Genomic DNA, 16,596 nt, shown 5'->3' on the forward strand with positions numbered 1-16,596 from the left:
TGAGTCAATCGCAAACTGGAATACGTGTTACGGCGAGTGGCGACTCTCGGCACCGGCGATACGTGGCGCTGTCGCAGGAGTGATGGCGAAGCTCGGAGGACCCATCCGGCGCGGCCCTTGCGAATCACTCGTTACGCCACTACTTTTGTCCAGCCATCCTGTAACAAAAAGTACAAGACGGTGTGAGACCCCTGAAGTCGGCAGAGTGAGGATTCAGTTCATGAGCGACATCGCCGCGTACGTCGACGGCCTCGGTCTCGTCGACCATCACTGCCACGGCGTGGTGTCGGCCGACCTGGACCTGGCCGGGTTCGAGGGCTTCGCCACCGAGTCCTCCTGGCCCTCGCCGTTCGGCGGGTCGAACTTCGACACGCCGTTCGGGGTGGCCGTGCGCGCCCTGTGCGCACCCCTCCTCGACCTGCCCAAGCACAGCTCCGGTGCGGCGTACGTCGCCCGTCGGTCGGAGCTCGGTCCCGAGGAGGTCAACCGGCGGCTGCTCGGGGCGACCGGCATCGACACCTACATCATCGAGACCGGCGTCGGCGGCTCCGAGCTGCTCGGCGCCGCGGAGATCGGAGCGGCGACGGGCGCCGCCCACCGCGAGGTGCACCGGCTCGAGGTGATCGCCGAGCGCCTGCTCGAGCAGGTCGGCGGCGGGGACGAGTTCGTCACCCGGCTCACCGACCGCCTCGACGAGTCCGCCGCGGTCGCCGTCGGCTTCAAGTCGGTCGTCGCCTACCGGCACGGCCTCGACTTCGACCCGGCCCGGCCCGGCCTCGCCGACGTCCGCCGCGCGGCGGACGCCGTAGTCGCTCGCCGTACGGACGGCGCGCGGGTCCGCCTCACCGACGAGACGATCATCCGGCACCTGCTGTGGGAGGCCGTCGATCGCCGGCGGCCGCTCCAGTTCCACGTCGGCTACGGCGACTCCGACATCGACCTGTACCGCTGCGACCCCTCGCGGATGACGGAGTTCATCCGGCGCACCGTCGGCACCGGAACGGCGATCACACTGCTGCACTGCTACCCGTTCCAGCGGGAGGCGGCCTTCCTCGCCCAGGTCTATCCGCACGTCTACCTCGACACGGGGGCGGCGGTGAACTACACCGGCTTCGGCTCGGCGCAGGTGGTCCGCGAGTCCCTCGAGCTCGCGCCGTTCAACAAGGTCCTCTTCTCGACCGATGCCTACGGACTCCCCGAGCTCTACCTGTGCGGCTCGCTGCTCTGGCGCCGCGCCGTGACCCGGATCTTCTCCGCGTGGGTCGACGCCGACGAGATGGGCGCCGGCGACGCCGTCCGCTACCTCGACCTGATCGCCTCCGGCAACGCCCAGAACGTCTACGCCGATGTCTGACATCCGCTCCCGCCACCACCTGTTCGACGCGGCCCTCGAGACCATCCTCCCGAGCGCCGTCGAGCTGCGGCACGTGATCCATCGGGACCCGCGCGTCGGCGGCAAGGAGGACGAGATCGCCGAGCTGTTGGCCCAGCGCCTCGGCATGCCGCAGCAGCCGTCGATCGCCGACGGCCGCATCCTCCGGTTCGGCCCGCGCGGCGGCCAGGCGGTGGCGCTGCGCGCCGAGCTCGACGCGCTCCCGATCACCGAGGCCACCGGCGTGCCGTGGGCGTCCGCGAACGGCGCGATGCATGCGTGCGGTCACGACGTCCACATGGCCGCGCTGTACGCCGCGGTCTGGTCGATCCGCACCACCATGCCCGACGTACCGGTCGTCGCCCTGCTCCAACCGCGCGAGGAGACCTACCCCTGCGGCGCGGTCGACATGCTGGCCGCCGAGGAGTGGCGGACCGCGGAGATCGGCGCCGTGATCGGCGCGCACCTGCAGCCCCGCATCGCGCACGGGACCACCTCGGCGGCATCGGGCCCGGTCAACGCGGCGTCCGACGAGTTCGAGATCGTCATCTCCGGCGTGGGCGGCCACGCGGCCTACCCCCACACGGTCGAGGACTCGGTGCTCGCCGCGGCCGCGATGATCACCGCACTGCAGCAGATCGTCTCCCGGCGTACCGACCCGATGCAGCCCGCCGTCGTCTCCATCGGCCTGATCCAGGGCGGACAGTCGGCGAACGTCATCCCGAACGACGTGCGCATCCTCGGCACCATCCGGACCTTCGACTCCGGCCATCGGGTGCAGGTCGAGCGCGATGTCGAGTCGATCTCGCAGAACGTCGCCGCCGGCTACGGCTGTACGGCGAGCTTCGCCATCACCCGCGGGGAGCCGGTGCTGACCAACGATCCCGCGATCGTCGAGGTCATGCGGCCGCTGCTCGAGGGCCACCGGCTCACCGTCGGCCAGGACCTCCGCTCGTGCGGCGCCGACGACTTCGCCTACTACAGCGACGTTCTGCCCTCGGTCATGGCCTTCGTCGGCACCGGCGACGGCTCCCCGACCTCCCCGGGGCTCCACAGCCCCAAGTTCCTCCCACCCGACGAGGCCATCGAGGACGTCGCGCGGGTCCTGCTCGCCGGTTTCGTCGCCGCCGAGCACGTGTTGAGCCAGCGTTCATCGGGGTCTCTCGCCGAATGGAGCATGTCGTGAACCCACCGTCCAGCAACCTCCTCGTCACCATCGTCGACAACGCCGGCGTGACCCGGGCCAAGATGGTGCCCCCCGCGCGGGTCGACAGCATCGCGCGCAAGGGCATGGGGCTCTCGCCCGCCTTCGCCGGCATGTGCGTCGACGACCACGTGATCCCGCTCCGGCCGGACATGGCCGTCGGCGACATGCGGCTGGTCCCCGACCTGGCCGCGCGCCGGCGGATCTCCCCGACGCTCGACTGGGCGCCCGTGAACCAGCTCGACCAGAGCCTCGAGCCGATGGCGACCTGTCCGCGTTCGGCGGCGCAGCGACTCCAGGACGACGCGGCCGCTCGTGGCTACGAGTACAAGATGGCCTTCGAGTTCGAGTTCACCCTCTTCGAGGGAGACGGGGGAGACGAGGCGGTGCTGGCGCACCGCGGCCCCGGCTACGGGCTGACGCCGTTCCTCCAGCTCGAGCCGTTCATCCTCGAGCTTGCCGACGCTCTGGCGGACGCCGGCATCGAGGTCGAGCAGATCCATCCCGAGTACGGCCAGGGGCAGGTGGAGGTCTCGATCGGGCCGACCGACCCGGTCACCGCCGCCGACAACTCGGTCTTCACCCGGATCGTGGCGTCCCGAACCGCGCTGCGACACGGCCTGCGCGCGTCGTTCGCCCCGATCACGGCGGCCAGCGGCATCGGCAACGGCGCGCACCTGCACGTGTCGGCGATGCACCAGGGCAGCAACGTGTTCACCGACGGGGACCGCACCTGCGGCATGACCGAGGCGGGCCTGGCCATGGTCTCCGCGCTCGCTCGGACCCTGCCGGACACCGTCGCGTTGTTCGCGCCCAGCGTCCTGAGCACCGACCGCCTCCTGCCCGGCATGTGGAGCGGCGCCTGGGTGTGCTGGGGACCGGAGAACCGGGAGGCCGGAATCCGGTTCATCAAGGGCACCGTCGGGCACGGCCAGTCCGCCGCCAACTGCGAGGTCAAGGTCATCGAGCCGGCCGCCAACCCCTACCTCGTCGTCGCCGCCGTGATGGCGACGACGCAGGACGCGATCTCCAGCGGGGCGCCGATCCTCGACCCGATCGACACCGACCCCGCCTCCCTGACCGACGACGAGTGCACCCGGCTCGGCGTCGGCCGGCTGCCCGGCTCCCTCGCCGAGAGCCTCGACCGCCTCGAGTCCAACGCCGTGCTCCGCAAGGCGCTCGGCGACGAGCTCATCGACTCGTTCGTGGGCGTGCATCGCTACGAGGACGACACCTACGGCGCTCGTGGTCTCGAAGAGCGCATCGACCTGCTCCGTTGGAGGTACTGACGACATGCCCACTGCCAAGCACCGGTCGCTGTGGCTGCAGGAGGCCGGCACCGGCCCCGCCACCGACCGCCTCGTCGGCAACCGCACGACCGACATCGCCATCATCGGCGGCGGGTACGTCGGGCTGTGGACCGCACTGCGGATCAAGGCCGTGGACCCCGGCGTCGACGTGACCGTCCTCGAGGCCGACGTCTGCGGCGGCGGCGCCTCCGGCCGCAACGGCGGCTTCGTGCTGTCCTGGTGGCCCAAGTTCTCCTCGCTCGTCGCGCTGTTCGGCAAGGAGGAGGCGCTCCGCCTGGCCCGCGCCTCCGAGGACGCCATCGACGAGATCGGCGACTTCTGCCGCGCCCACGCACCCGAGGCCGAGTTCCGGCGCAGCGGCTGGCTCTGGACCGCCACCGCGCCGGCGCACGACGACTCCTGGCGAGACGTCGTCCGGCTGGCGGACGACGCCCAGCCCGGTGCGTTCCGGCCGCTGACACCGGCCGAGGTCGCCCGGCAGTCGGGCAGCCCGACGCATCTCTCCGGCGTACTGGAGGCCTCGGGCGCGATCGTGCACCCGGGTCACCTGGTGCGGGCGATGCGGGAGCGCGCGCTCGAGCTCGGTGTCACGATCCACGAGAACACCAAGGTCCGGAAGCTCGGCCGTCGCGGCCGGCCCGTGGTGCGCACCGATCAGGGCAGCGTCACGGCCGAGAAGGTCGTGGTGGCCACCAATGCGTGGGCCGCCGGCCTGCGCGAGCTGCACACGCGCCTGTTCGTGATCTCCAGCGACATCGTGGCGACCGCGCCGATCCCGGACGAGCTCGACGAGATCGGCTGGCGCGAGGGCCCCGCGATCACCGACTCCCAGACGCTCGTCTGCTACTACCGGACGACCGAGTCGGGCCGGGTCGTGTTCGGCAAGGGCGGCTGGGCCATTGGCATCGGCGGCTACCTGCCGCCGGCCATGGAGCGGCACTCCGGCCGCGCCGGGATGGTCACCCGCGACTTCCACCGCTACTACCCGATGCTGCGGCAGGCGCCGATCACCCACGACTGGGCCGGGCCGATCGACCGCACCTACAACAGTCTCCCGATCATCGACTGGCTCAACCGGGAGAAGACGATCGCCGTCGGCGTCGGCTGGTCGGGCAACGGCGTCGGACCCAGCGTCGTCGGCGGCAAGATGCTCGCCTCGATGGTGCTCGGGCGCGACGACGAGTGGAGCAACGCCGGCCTGGTGTCCGCCCCCGCGAAGCACTTCCCACCGGACCCGATCCGGTACGTCGGAGCGCACCTGGTCCGCGAGGCGATCGTCCGCAAGGAGCGTGCCGAGGCCCTGGGCATCGAGCCGGGGCGGATCTCGACGGCGCTGAGCGCGCTCGCGCCGTCGGGCCTGGAGGACAAGGCCTGACCATGAACGCCATCACCAACGTGCCCACCCCGGTCAACGAGCCGGTCCACACCTACGCCGCCGGGAGCCCGGAGCTGGCGGCCGTCCTCCGCGAGGCCGATGCCCAGCGGGCCACACCCCTCGACCTACCCGCCGTCATCGGCGCTGAGTGGGACGCCGGGACCGGCGTGCCCTTCGAGGTCCGGGAGCCGCACCGCACCAGTTCGGTGCTCGGCACCTCACGCCACGCGACCGAGGAGCAGACGGAGCGCGCCATCGCGGCCGCGGCCGCCGCGGCCGACGGGTGGGCCGCCCTGCCCTACGACGAGCGCGCCGCCGTCTTCCTGCGTGCCGCGGACCTGCTGTCCGGCCGGTGGCGCGACACCCTGAACGCCGCGACGATGCTCGGGCAGTCCAAGACCGTGGCGCAGGCCGAGATCGACGCCGCCTGCGAGCTCGCCGACTTCTGGCGGTTCAACGTCGCCTTCGGCCGCGAGATCATCGCGGGCCAGCCGGCAGCCAACTCGCCGCTGACCTGGAACCGGCTCGAGTACCGGCCTCTCGAGGGCTTCGTGTACGCGATCACGCCGTTCAACTTCACCGCCATCGCCGGGAACCTCCCCACCGCGCCGGCGCTGATGGGCAACACCGTGCTGTGGAAGCCGTCGCCCACCCAGCAGCTCGCCGCACACCACACGATGCGGCTGCTCCAGGAGGCCGGGCTGCCGCCCGGCGTCATCAACATGCTCCCCGGCGACGGCCGGCTGGTCAGCGACGTCGCGCTCCGGCACCGTGCTCTCGCCGGCATCCACTTCACCGGATCGACGGCCACGTTCCGCCACCTCTGGGCGGAGGTCGCCGGCGGCCTCGGCCGCTACGCGGCCTACCCCCGCATCGTCGGCGAGACCGGGGGCAAGGGGTTCGTCCTCGCGCACCCCTCGGCGGACCCGGTGGCGCTGCGCACCGCCCTGATCCGCGGGGCCTTCGAGTACCAGGGGCAGAAGTGCTCGGCCGCCTCGCGGGCCTACCTGCCCAGGTCGCTGTGGAGCGCGATCCGCGACGACCTCTGCAGCGCCGTCGAGTCCCTGACGATGGGCGACGTCACCGACCCCTCCCACTTCATGGGCGCGGTCATCGACGAGCGGGCCTACCGCAAGCACGCCGCCGCGATCGACGCCGCACACGCCGACGACGCGTGCACGGTGCTCGCCGGTGGGACGTACGACGACGCCGACGGCTGGTTCGTCCGGCCCACGATCGTCGAGATCGACACCCCGGAGCACGCGATGTTCGACACGGAGTACTTCGGCCCGATCCTGGCCGTGCACGTCTACGAGGACGACGAGTTCGAGGCGATGGCCACGCACATCGCCGACACCAGCACGTACGCCCTCACCGGCGCCGTCTTCGCGACCGATCGCGTCGCGCTGCACCGCGGCACCGTCCTGCTGCGCAACGCGGCGGGCAACTTCTACCTCAACGACAAGCCGACCGGCGCCGTCGTGGGGCAGCAGCCGTTCGGCGGTGCCCGCGCCTCCGGGACCAACGACAAGGCCGGCGCCCCCGACAACCTCCGTCGCTGGACGTCCGTGCGCGCGATCAAGGAGAACCTCGACCCGCCGCGTGAGCACCGCCACCCGCATCAGGGTCTGTGATGGGTCCGCCGGGACGCCGCCCGGGCGGCACGGTCTGCGACGCCTGCTGGCCGCGACAGTGCCCGGCGAGCGCATCAGCCGGCGGCCGTGGTCCCGGCTGCCTCCAGACTCGCCGGGTTTCGAGGCTCAGGCGCAGAGCGCCTTCGCACCTCAACCAGCGTGAGCCTCCAGGCTCGCCGGGTTTCGAGGCTCAGGCGCAGAGCGCCTTCGCACCTCAACCAGCGTGAGCCTCCAGACTCGCCGGGTTTCGAGGCTCAGGCGCTGAGCGCCTTCGCACCTCAACCGGCGTGAGCCCGGTGGTTGAGGTGTGAGGGCCGCCAGGCCCGAACCTCGAAACCACCCCGCCGTGCGGTACCGGTGGTTCCAGGGTCAGGCCTGGTCCTCGAGGTGCCGGGCCTGGGGGTCGAAGGCCTCCAGCCGCTCGAGTCGCTCGCGGCCCCGGTCGCCGACGGCATCGGTGAGGGCCGCGATCAGCGCCTCGGTGAGGGCCATCGCGGGGACGAGTGAGTCGAACGGGGAGGGTGCCTCGACCCGGCTGGTGAGCACGACGTCGGCGATCTTCGCGACGGGCGAGAGCCAGTTGTCGGTCAGCAGCACGACGCTCGACCCCCGCGACTTCATGTCGACGGCGAACTGCCCGACCGCCTCGTCGTAGCGGCGGTAGTCGAACACCACCAGGAGGGTGCTCGGGCCGGCGTCCGCGATCGCGGCCAGGCGCTCGAGCCCGGGCTCGCTCATCAGCTGCACCCGGCCGCGCAGGAGGTGCAGGTGGGAGGAGAGGTAGTCGGCCAGCAGGCGGCTGAAGCGGCCGCCCACGACCCGGATCTCACGGGACTCGTCGCTGAGCAGTCGGACGACGCGCTTGAAGTCCCAGCTGGACAGCTCGGAGAACGAGCGCTCGAGGCTCGACTGGATGGTCCGCACCGCGTGGTCGAGGACCTCCTCGCCCTCGGACCGGCGGGTGTCGCCGTACTGCGCCAGCGGCGAGCCCATGCCCTCGTTGACCTCGTGCACGATCGCGCGCTGCAGCTGGGGGTAGCCGTCGTACCCGAGCCGGGCGGTGAACCGGATCACCGTAGGCGGGCTGACGCCGGCCGCGGCGGCCAGGTCGGCGACGGTGGTGAGACCGGAGCCGGGGTAGCCGGCCAGCAGGGCGCGCGCCACCTTCCGCTCGCTGTTGCTGAGCCGCTCCATCGACTGTTGCACGGCCCGGCGGACCGAGGCCGGAGGGCCGTCTGCGTCGCCGCCGGCCGGGGTGGTGTCAGCGTCCGGCATCGTCACTCGCGCATCGTAACAGGAAGTGACATCGATCTTGCGGAATCCGAGATCAGGGCTGGCCTGAAACAGATAGTTCAGAACGCTCGCGCGGGGCCCAAGAGCGATCTCTCGCCCGTCCGCGACCGTGATCGAGCGAGAATCGCGCGCCGCGACGGGGTGGGGGCAGGGGAGAAGCAGATTCGATCGAAATATTTCAGTCAAGCCTCTTGGCAGACGACCTGAAATGAATGTAACTTCCTCGTGATCTCCACGATAGCGAGATCGACGTCACAGGGTCGTCATGGAGCGGAGGGGTCTGATGAAGCGGGTAGTAGTCGTCGGTGCCGGGTCTGCCGGGTGCGTCGTCGCCGCCGAGCTCGGTGGTGGCTGCGAGGTGCTCCTCGTCGAGGCCGGCAGCGACCGGACGCCGGAGAGCCGTCCGGCCCGGCTCCGATCGATCGCGTACATGGACGCCCTCGACGAGCCCGCGGCGTTCTGGAGCGGAGTCGTCGCGTCGTTCCGTCGGGGCGAGGCGCCCCGTGACTACCTGCGCGGTCGTGGCATCGGCGGGTCGGGCGCGGTCAACGCGATGATCGGCCTCCCGGGCATCGCCGCGGACTACGACCGCTGGCGGGACCGGTACGGCTGCACCGGCTGGGGCTGGGACGACGTCGCCCCGACCTTCGCGGAGCTGTTCCCCACGCTGCGCCAGGTCCGCGAGGACGAGCTCACCGTGGTCGACCGCGCCCTGCGCGACGCCGCCGCCGACCTCGGCATCCCCGACGACGTCGATCTCCGCTTCGACGAGCAGGACGGCGCCGGTCGCCTCTGGCTGACCGCCGACGACGCCGGCCGCAGCTCGAGCGCGGAGCAGTTCCTCGACGGCGCCCGGGCCGACGGACGCGTCACGGTCCGCGACGACGCCACGGTGGTCGCGCTCGAGTGCCGTGGCCCGCAGGTGACCGGCGTCCGGCTCTCGGACGGCTCGCGGATCGACGCCGACCACGTGGTGCTGTGCGCGGGCGCGTTCGGGAGCCCGGAGATCCTGATGCGCTCCGGCATCTCCCGGCCCGGCCTGGGCCGCAACCTGAAGGACCACGCCGCCATCCGCGTCGACCTCGTGCTGCACGCGGACGCGCCCGCCGAGGACCGCTCGATCCCGACCATCGGCTCGGTGCTGCGCACCTCGTCCGGTCGCACGCCCAGCGACATCCACCTGCTGCCCATGCACGGCAGCCTGGCCGGGGCGCCGGAGGGCGCGGCCGGCGTCCTCGTGATGTCGCTGATGACCGCGACGTCGAGCGGCGGCCTCGGACTCGACGACGCGACCGGCCGGCTCGCGATCGACCTGGACCTGATCAGCACCGACGACGACAAGCAGGCCTTCCTCGCCGGCCTGCAGATCCTCGGAGAGGTGCTCGCCACGCCCGCCTTCGAGAAGACCGTCGAGCGCGTCGAGGCCGGGACCGGCGCCACCTTCGACCGACTGCGGTCCGAGGAGTTCGTCGACACCTGGCTCGAGGGCCGCCTCGGCAACTACCTCCACCCCGTGGGGACCTGCCGCATGGGCGACCCCGCCGACGACGGCGCCGTCGTGGACCTGCACGGCAGCGTCATCGGGTACGACGGCGTCAGCGTCATCGACGCCTCCGTGCTCCCCGACATCCCGGCCGCCAACACCCACCTGCCCACCGTGATGGTGGCGAAGCGACTCGCACGACACGTCGCAGATCAGCTGTCCGGCTGAGGAGCGGGCCCACAGGCCCGACCGGAGCCGACTGTCTCGGACGAACACACGACCGCCCTCGCCGGGCGTCCCACCGCGACGCCCCAGCGCCCGCGGCACCCCGACACATCCTTCGTACACCTCAGATGGAGACCACCCATGAACCGCAGCACCCTCGCGCGCGGCGTCAGCGCCCTGGCCCTGACCGCCGTCCTCGCGACCGCCACCGCCTGCTCCTCGACCGAGAAGAGCGGTGGCAGCGCGGCCGCGGCCGACCCCGTCAGCGGCACCGTCGACATCGCCTTCTTCGGCCTCGCCGCCAACAACACCTACACCCAGTCGATGTTCAAGCAGGCCGAGGAGACGGCCCAGGGCATGGACGCGAAGGTGCAGTTCTTCGACGGCAAGTTCGACGCCTCCGTCCAGTCCCGCCAGGTCCAGGACGCGATCACCTCGGGCAACTACGACGCCTTCATCATCATGCCGAACGACTCCGCGAGCATCCTGCCCTTCGCGCAGCAGGCGATCGACGCGGGCATCAAGGTCTCGTCCCTGGAGTACCCCATCGGCAAGGACCCCGCGAGTGTGGACCTCCAGCTCGACGGCCTCACCACCCAGGTCATCGAGGACGTCGTCTTCGGCGCCGAGTCGATCGCCGACTCCGCCAACCGGGCCTGCGAGGTCTACGAGGGCTGCCAGGTCGCCATGCTGTGGGGCTCGCGGAAGCTGCCCACCGACGCGGTCAAGGTCCCGGCGTTCAAGGACGACCTCGACCCGGCCAACAAGCTGGTCGCCGAGGGCGACGCGAACTACCTCGAGGTCGACGGGTTCAACCTCGCCACCGACATGCTCCAGGCCAACCCGGACATCAACCTGTTCGTGACCGTCGGCGACCAGATGGCCGGTGGAGCGGCGCGGGCCGTCACCGAGAGCGGGCGCACCCTCGGCAACAAGGCCGGGTCGGTCACCATCATCGGCTACGGCGCCACCACCGACGGGGTGGAGGCGATCCGCGCCGGCCGGTGGTTCGAGTCGCTCGCCCTCGTGCCGAAGGACATGGCCGCCAAGGTCACCGAGCTGACGATCGCCGCGGCCCGCGGCGAGGAGCCGTCCGACGACGAGCGCAGCATCGTGCAGAACAGCCTGAGCCCCATCGGCGTGATGGCCAGCGAGAAGTCGCTGGCCGAGAACCCCGACTTCGTCGGCCAGTACAGCACCCAGTAGTCGCCGGGCATCCGCCATCGGACATCGAGGAGAAGCTGTGAGCGGCGACGTCATCGTCGAGCTGGACGGCATCGGCAAGACCTACGGGGCCAACCGGGTGCTCGACGACGTCTCGGTCGAGATCCGGCGCGGGCGCGTGCACGCCCTGGTCGGGGAGAACGGCGCGGGCAAGTCCACCCTCGGGCGGATCATCGGGGGCGAGGTGCCGCACAGCACCGGGACCCTCAAGGTCGACGGCCGGTCGGTGCACCAGGGCTCGCCCCGGGAGGCACTCGCACGCGGGCTGGTCGTCATCCAGCAGGAGCCGACCCTGGTGGCCACGCTCACCGTGGAGCAGAACGTGTTCCTCGGTCAGGAGCAGCCGAGCGTCGGGGTGGTGAGCCGACGCCGGCTCCGCGAGCGCTTCGAGCGGCTCGCGGCGCGGCTGCCGTTCGCGCTCGACCCCCAGGCCCTGGTCAGCACGCTGTCGATCGCCGACCAGCAGAAGATCGAGATCATGCGGGCCGTCGCCCGGGAGGCACGGGTCATCGTCATGGACGAGCCCACGTCGTCCCTCGGCGTCCGCGAGACGGAGGTCCTCCACGACGTCGTACGCGGGCTGTGTCGTGAGGGGGTGGCGGTCGTCTACGTCTCGCACTTCCTCGAGGAGGTGCTCGAGATCGCCGACGACGTCACCGTGCTGCGCAACGGCCGGCGCGTCGCCTGCCCGGACCGTGACCGGCTCACGGTGCCGGCCCTCGTCGAGGCGATGCTCGGTCGCCCGGTCGGGGCGGTGTTCCCCGACCGGAGTGCCGTCGACCGGTCGGCCGATCCGGTGCTCGTCGTCGACGGCCTCAGCACGGAGGCCGTCGACGACATCTCCTTCCGGGTCTGGCCGGGCGAGGTCGTCGGACTCGGTGGCCTGGTCGGCAGCGGCCGGTCCGAGGTGCTGCGGGCGATCTTCGGGGTCGACCGTCGCCACCAGGGCACGGTCACGGTGGGCGGGGAGCCGGTCCGGTCCGGCTCGGTCCAGGCGGCGATCGCCCGCGGGATCGGCCTGATCCCGGAGGACCGCGCCGACGAGGGGCTGCTGCTCGGCCTCTCCCAGAAGGTCAACCTGACGCTCACCCACCTCCGGCGGCTGTGCTTCGCCGGCGTCCCGCGGGCCAGCCTGGAGACCCCGATGGTCACCTCGCTGCTCACCCGGCTCGAGGTGCGCCCTCTCGACCCACGCGGCCGCGTCGGCAACCTCTCGGGCGGGAACCAGCAGAAGATCCTCTTCGGCCGCTGGATGACGGAGACGCCGCGCGTGCTGCTGCTGGACGAGCCGACCCGCGGGGTCGACATCGGCGCCAAGGTCGCCATCTACCGGCTCATCGCGGAGCTCTCCGCGAGCGGGGTCGCGTGCGTCATCGTGTCGTCCGACAGCGAAGAGCTCGTCGGGCTGGCACACCGCGTCCACGTCATGAGGCGTGGACACATCGTGGACACGGTGGAGCAGGAGCACCTCTCGGTCCACTCGATCATGAGTATCGCTCTCGGCGTAGTCGAAGGAGCCGCGTGATGTCGGTGCAAGAGCTGGACCTGAACTCCACCGAGGCCGCGGTCGCCCCGCGGCGGCAGATCGCGCTCTCCGCCGTGATCCGCGACTTCGGCCTGGTGGCGGCGGTGCTCGCGCTCGTCGTGTCGCTGTCGATCGCCAGCCCCAACTTCCTCAGCGTCGACAACTTCATGAACATCCTCAACCAGAACGCCTACGTCGCGATCACGGCGTTCGGTGCGACGCTGGTCATCATCGCGGGCGGGTTCGACCTCTCGGTCGGCGCGATCTACGCGTTCACGGGCGTGGCCAGCGCCTGGCTGGCCCTGCACGTCGGGACCCCGGCCGCCCTCGCCCTGGTCGTCCTCGCCGGCGCGGCGTTCGGCTGCGCGAACGGACTGGCGTCCCGGCTGCTCCGAGCCCACCCGTTCCTGGTCACGCTGGCCACCGGCGTCATCATCTCGGGCTTCTCGGTGGGCATCAGCGGCGGCTTCCTGATCAACGCCTCCGACGTCGCGGGCTTCACCACGATCGGCACGACCGCGGTGGCCGGCATCCCGTCGCCGGTGGTGATCATGATCGTGGTCGGCATCGCCCTGACCTTCCTGCTCCGCAGCACGGCCTACGGCCGCTACGTCTACGCCGTCGGCGCCAACCCCAGGGCCGCCCGCGTCTCGGGCGTCCGGGTCGGAGCGGTCATCGTCACGACGTTCGTCGTCAGCGGCGTGTGTGCGGCGCTGGCAGGCCTCGCCGAGGTGACCAAGTCGGGCGTCGGCCAGGCCGACGCGTCCGGTGCGAGCGGGCTCGCACTCGGCGCCATCGCGGCCGTGATCGTCGGCGGCACCAGCATCAAGGGCGGGCAGGGCGCCATCTGGCGCACCGCGGTCGGAGTGCTGCTGCTCGCCCTCGTCCAGAACGGGCTGAACCTGCTGAACGCCGCACCGCACTACCGGGACATCATCAGTGGCCTGGTGATGATCGTCGCGGTCGGCCTCAACGCCCTCGCGTCCGACGCGCGAAGTTGAGAGCGTCGAAGACCAGGCCCTGACGACCCTGAAGGGAACGAGGAAGATGAACAAGTCAGACATCCAGGCTCAGGCGATCGCCCGAGCGCAGCAGTTCGTGCCCCGGGGCGTCTCGTCGGGACACCGGGTCGGCTGGACCCAGGTCTTCGACCGCACCGCCGGCTCCTACGTGTGGGACATGGAGGGCAACCGCTACATCGACTACCTCAACGCGTGGGGCCCGATCGTCCTCGGCCACTGCGACGAGCGGGTCAGCGAGGCGGTGTCGCGGGCGATCCGGACCTGCGACGTCACCGGGGTCGGTCCCCAGCTCTACGAGGCCGACGTCGCGGAGATCGTGTGCGGCGCGATGCCCAGCGCCGACAAGGTCGCGTTCTGCAGCTCCGGGACCGACGCCACCATGCACGCGGCGCACATCGCCCGGGCGGCGACCGGCCGTCGCAAGCTGCTGAAGTTCCACGGCAGCTACCACGGCTGGAACGACCAGCTCGCCGTCGGCAGCTCCCGCGTCGACTTCTCGCCCGACGCTCCGCTCAACACCCCGAACGGCGCCGGGCTGCACCCCGGCTCGGTCGCCGACGTCGTGGTCGTCGAGTGGAACGACCACGCCGGGCTGAAGGCGGCGTTCGCCGAGTTCGGCCCCGAGCTGGCCGCCGCCTTCTCCGAGCCCTACGTGCACAGCTACGGCTGCGTGCCGGCCGAGCCCGGCTTCCTCGAGCTGCTGCGCGACCTGTGCACGGCCGAGGGCACGATCCTCGTCTTCGACGAGGTCAAGACCGGGTTCCGCGCCGCGCTGGGCGGCTACCAGAGCGTCATCGGCGTCACGCCCGACCTCACGGCGTTCGGCAAGGCCATCGCCAACGGGTTCTCCGTCGCCGGCATCGCGGGCATCGAGTCGCTGATGGGGCACCTGGGCGCCTACGACGGGAAGAAGGCGACCCTCGACGGCACCTACAACGCCTCGCCCTACGGGATGGCGGCCTCCCTGGCCACCCTGCGGGTGCTCGGCGACGACGAGACGATCCCGCACCTGTACGCGATGGGCGAGCGGCTCCGGGCCGGGCTGCGCGAGGCCATCGCCGCCGCCGGTGTGCCCGCCTGCGTGGCCGGCCTCGGCTCCGAGTACGTCGTGTACTTCCGCGAGCAGCTCCCGAAGAACTTCAAGGAGGCCATGGACGTCGACGGCGACCTGTTCGCGCGCTACCACGCCGGACTGCTGAGCCGCGGGGTCCTCGAGCCCAGCTTCCCGACCGGTGACCGCCGGATGAACGCGGCCGTCACCGCCGAGGACATCGACTACACCATCGAGGCTGCGACCGCGAGCCTCGCCGAGCTCTGAGTTACCGGACAAGTAAGGAGAACACGATGGGTCGCATGGACAACAAGGTCGCCTTCGTCACGGGCGTCGCCCGGGGCCAGGGGCGGTCGCACTGCCTGACGCTCGCTCGTGAGGGCGCCAAGATCATCGGCATCGACCTCTGTCACTCGCTCGACAAGGTCGCCTACCCGCTCGGCACCGAGGAGGATCTCGCCGAGACCGACCGGCTCATCAAGGAGATCGGCGGCGAGGCGGTGCTGCTGCAGGCCGACACCCGCAACCGGTCCCAGCTGCAGGCCGCCGTCCAGGCCGGGCTCGAGCGGTTCGGCCAGATCGACGCCGTGGTCGCCAGCGCGGGCGTCTGGACCTGGGGCGAGGCGCGCGACCTGCCCGAGGACGAGTGGCAGTTCGCTCTCGACATGAACCTCACCGGCGCCTTCAACACCGCGCAGGCGGCGCTCCCGTCGATGATCGACCGCGGCCAGGGCGGCTCGATCATGTTCACCTCCTCCCAGCTCGCGCTGCGTGGCTGCCCCCAGGCCGTCGCCTACTCGGCGGCGAAGGGTGGACTCGTCGGCATGATGCGGGCGCTGGCCTCGGAGCTCGCGCCGCACCAGATCCGGGTGAACACGATCCACCCGAGCACCGTGGCCACCGACATGGTCCTGAACCAGCCGACCTACGACCTCTTCGCCCCGCACAAGAACGGCGAGGCGACCGTCGATGACCTGCACGAGTCCATGCGCGCGTTCCACATGCTGCCGATTCCGCTGATCGAGTCGCAGGACATCAGCAACGCCGTGCTCTACCTCGCCTCGGACGAGTCCCGAGCGCTGACCAGCGTGGTGCTGCCGGTGGACGCCGGCTCCACCCAGAAGCTGGGCTGACCCGGCTCCGGCGTGCCGATGTGAAGCACGACAGGTGCCCTCCACCCGAAGTTCGAGTGGAGGGCACCTGTTCGTCTCCGGACTCGCGCCAGCGCCGAGCGTGGCTCACCCTCCGCGCGGCAGGGCCGGTACCTCGGCCGGCTGGGCGGGGTCACGGGGGTCACGCGCGGGGGGTGGCCCCGTCGAAGAAGATGGCGAGGAAGCCGTCCCGGATCTGCTCGGTGCCCGACGCCCCGTCGCCGCGGCTCCAGCGCGGCGCCACCCAGACGGTGTTCTGGATCAGGTGGTAGGCGAGGTCGAGGTCGAGGTCCGGGCGCAGCGCCCCGGATTCGACGCCTTCGGCGAGCAGGCTGGTCCAGAAGGCGCGGGAGTCGGCGTTGCGCTCGGCGAGGTAGCCGAATCGCGGCTGCTGACCCAGGAACTCGGCCTCGTTCTCGAAGATCGTGACGGCGTCCCGCTCCAGCTCGGTGGCGTTGAAGGAGGCCTCGATCGCCCGCACCAGCTTGTCCCGGGGGTCGAGGGTGCTGGCCAGCAGCGACTCGTAGGTGCCGAACAGGTCGTCCTGGAACGACCGCAGGATCTCGTCGACGATCGCCTCCTTGGACGAGAAGTGGTGGTAGAGCGTCGCGGAGCGGACGCCGGCCGCGTCGGCGATGTGCTTGATGGTGGTGTTCTTGAAGCCCTGCTGGGCGAAGAGCCGCGCGGCGATCTGTCGGATCTCCTCGCGCCTGGAATGCGACGGCAT

The 16,596-nt window shown here is 71.2% G+C and carries 13 protein-coding genes; 11 read left to right on the top strand and 2 right to left on the bottom strand.

Annotated elements, in window-relative coordinates; genetic code table 11:
• Positions 1 to 220 precede the first annotated feature (220 nt).
• Genes KM427_RS05705 through pruA form a run of 5 tightly spaced genes read left to right on the top strand, consistent with a single transcriptional unit; the run spans position 221 to position 6,895 of the window.
• Positions 221 to 1,354 (top strand): amidohydrolase family protein, encoded by a 1,134-nt coding sequence (locus tag KM427_RS05705; protein ID WP_215526572.1) that lies wholly within the window; start codon positions 221 to 223, stop codon positions 1,352 to 1,354.
• Entirely contained in the window at positions 1,347 to 2,558 is a 1,212-nt protein-coding gene (locus tag KM427_RS05710; protein WP_215526573.1) for a M20 metallopeptidase family protein, read from the top strand. Before KM427_RS05705 ends, KM427_RS05710 begins: the two co-directional genes overlap by 8 nt.
• The gene (locus KM427_RS05715; RefSeq protein ID WP_215526574.1) at positions 2,555 to 3,865 is read left to right on the top strand and encodes a type I glutamate--ammonia ligase; all 1,311 of its coding nucleotides are present in this window, start codon (positions 2,555 to 2,557) and stop codon (positions 3,863 to 3,865) included. The genes KM427_RS05710 and KM427_RS05715 overlap by 4 nt, the downstream gene beginning before the upstream one ends.
• Positions 3,866 to 3,869: 4 nt before the next feature.
• A complete protein-coding gene (locus KM427_RS05720) occupies positions 3,870 to 5,261 on the top strand; it encodes an NAD(P)/FAD-dependent oxidoreductase (RefSeq protein ID WP_183593034.1) in 1,392 nt (463 codons plus the stop codon).
• A gap of 2 nt (positions 5,262 to 5,263) precedes the next feature.
• Positions 5,264 to 6,895 carry an L-glutamate gamma-semialdehyde dehydrogenase gene (pruA, locus tag KM427_RS05725; protein WP_215526575.1) on the top strand — a complete coding sequence of 544 codons (1,632 nt, stop codon included), beginning with the start codon at positions 5,264 to 5,266 and terminating at the stop codon, positions 6,893 to 6,895.
• A 369-nt stretch (positions 6,896 to 7,264) separates the two neighbouring features.
• Here the strand turns inward: pruA and KM427_RS05730 are convergent, their stop codons facing one another.
• Entirely contained in the window at positions 7,265 to 8,170 is a 906-nt protein-coding gene (locus KM427_RS05730) for a MurR/RpiR family transcriptional regulator (RefSeq protein ID WP_246390902.1), read from the bottom strand.
• Between the two features lie 301 nt (positions 8,171 to 8,471).
• Here KM427_RS05730 and KM427_RS05735 point away from each other — a divergent pair, with 301 nt between their 5' ends.
• The 6 genes from KM427_RS05735 to KM427_RS05760 all read left to right on the top strand — a co-directional run bounded on the left by KM427_RS05735 (position 8,472) and on the right by KM427_RS05760 (position 15,851).
• Positions 8,472 to 9,899 (top strand): GMC family oxidoreductase, encoded by a 1,428-nt coding sequence (locus KM427_RS05735; protein ID WP_215526576.1) that lies wholly within the window; start codon positions 8,472 to 8,474, stop codon positions 9,897 to 9,899.
• A gap of 138 nt (positions 9,900 to 10,037) precedes the next feature.
• Positions 10,038 to 11,102, top strand: a complete 1,065-nt coding sequence (locus KM427_RS05740; RefSeq protein ID WP_183593038.1) for a sugar ABC transporter substrate-binding protein — start codon at positions 10,038 to 10,040, stop codon at positions 11,100 to 11,102.
• Between the two features lie 37 nt (positions 11,103 to 11,139).
• Positions 11,140 to 12,645, top strand: a complete 1,506-nt coding sequence (locus KM427_RS05745) for a sugar ABC transporter ATP-binding protein (RefSeq protein ID WP_215526577.1) — start codon at positions 11,140 to 11,142, stop codon at positions 12,643 to 12,645.
• Positions 12,645 to 13,646, top strand: a complete 1,002-nt coding sequence (locus KM427_RS05750; protein WP_183593040.1) for an ABC transporter permease — start codon at positions 12,645 to 12,647, stop codon at positions 13,644 to 13,646. Before KM427_RS05745 ends, KM427_RS05750 begins: the two co-directional genes overlap by 1 nt.
• A gap of 46 nt (positions 13,647 to 13,692) precedes the next feature.
• Positions 13,693 to 14,985, top strand: coding sequence for an aspartate aminotransferase family protein (locus KM427_RS05755; protein ID WP_183593041.1), 1,293 nt, complete (start codon positions 13,693 to 13,695; stop codon positions 14,983 to 14,985).
• A 26-nt stretch (positions 14,986 to 15,011) separates the two neighbouring features.
• A complete protein-coding gene (locus KM427_RS05760; protein ID WP_183593042.1) occupies positions 15,012 to 15,851 on the top strand; it encodes a mycofactocin-coupled SDR family oxidoreductase in 840 nt (279 codons plus the stop codon).
• A gap of 160 nt (positions 15,852 to 16,011) precedes the next feature.
• Here the strand turns inward: KM427_RS05760 and KM427_RS05765 are convergent, their stop codons facing one another.
• Complete coding sequence (locus KM427_RS05765; RefSeq protein WP_215526578.1) at positions 16,012 to 16,596, bottom strand: TetR/AcrR family transcriptional regulator; 585 nt, start codon at positions 16,594 to 16,596, stop codon at positions 16,012 to 16,014.

The organism is Nocardioides sp. LMS-CY (genome assembly GCF_018732145.1).
GTDB classification, from domain to species: domain Bacteria; phylum Actinomycetota; class Actinomycetes; order Propionibacteriales; family Nocardioidaceae; genus Nocardioides; species Nocardioides soli.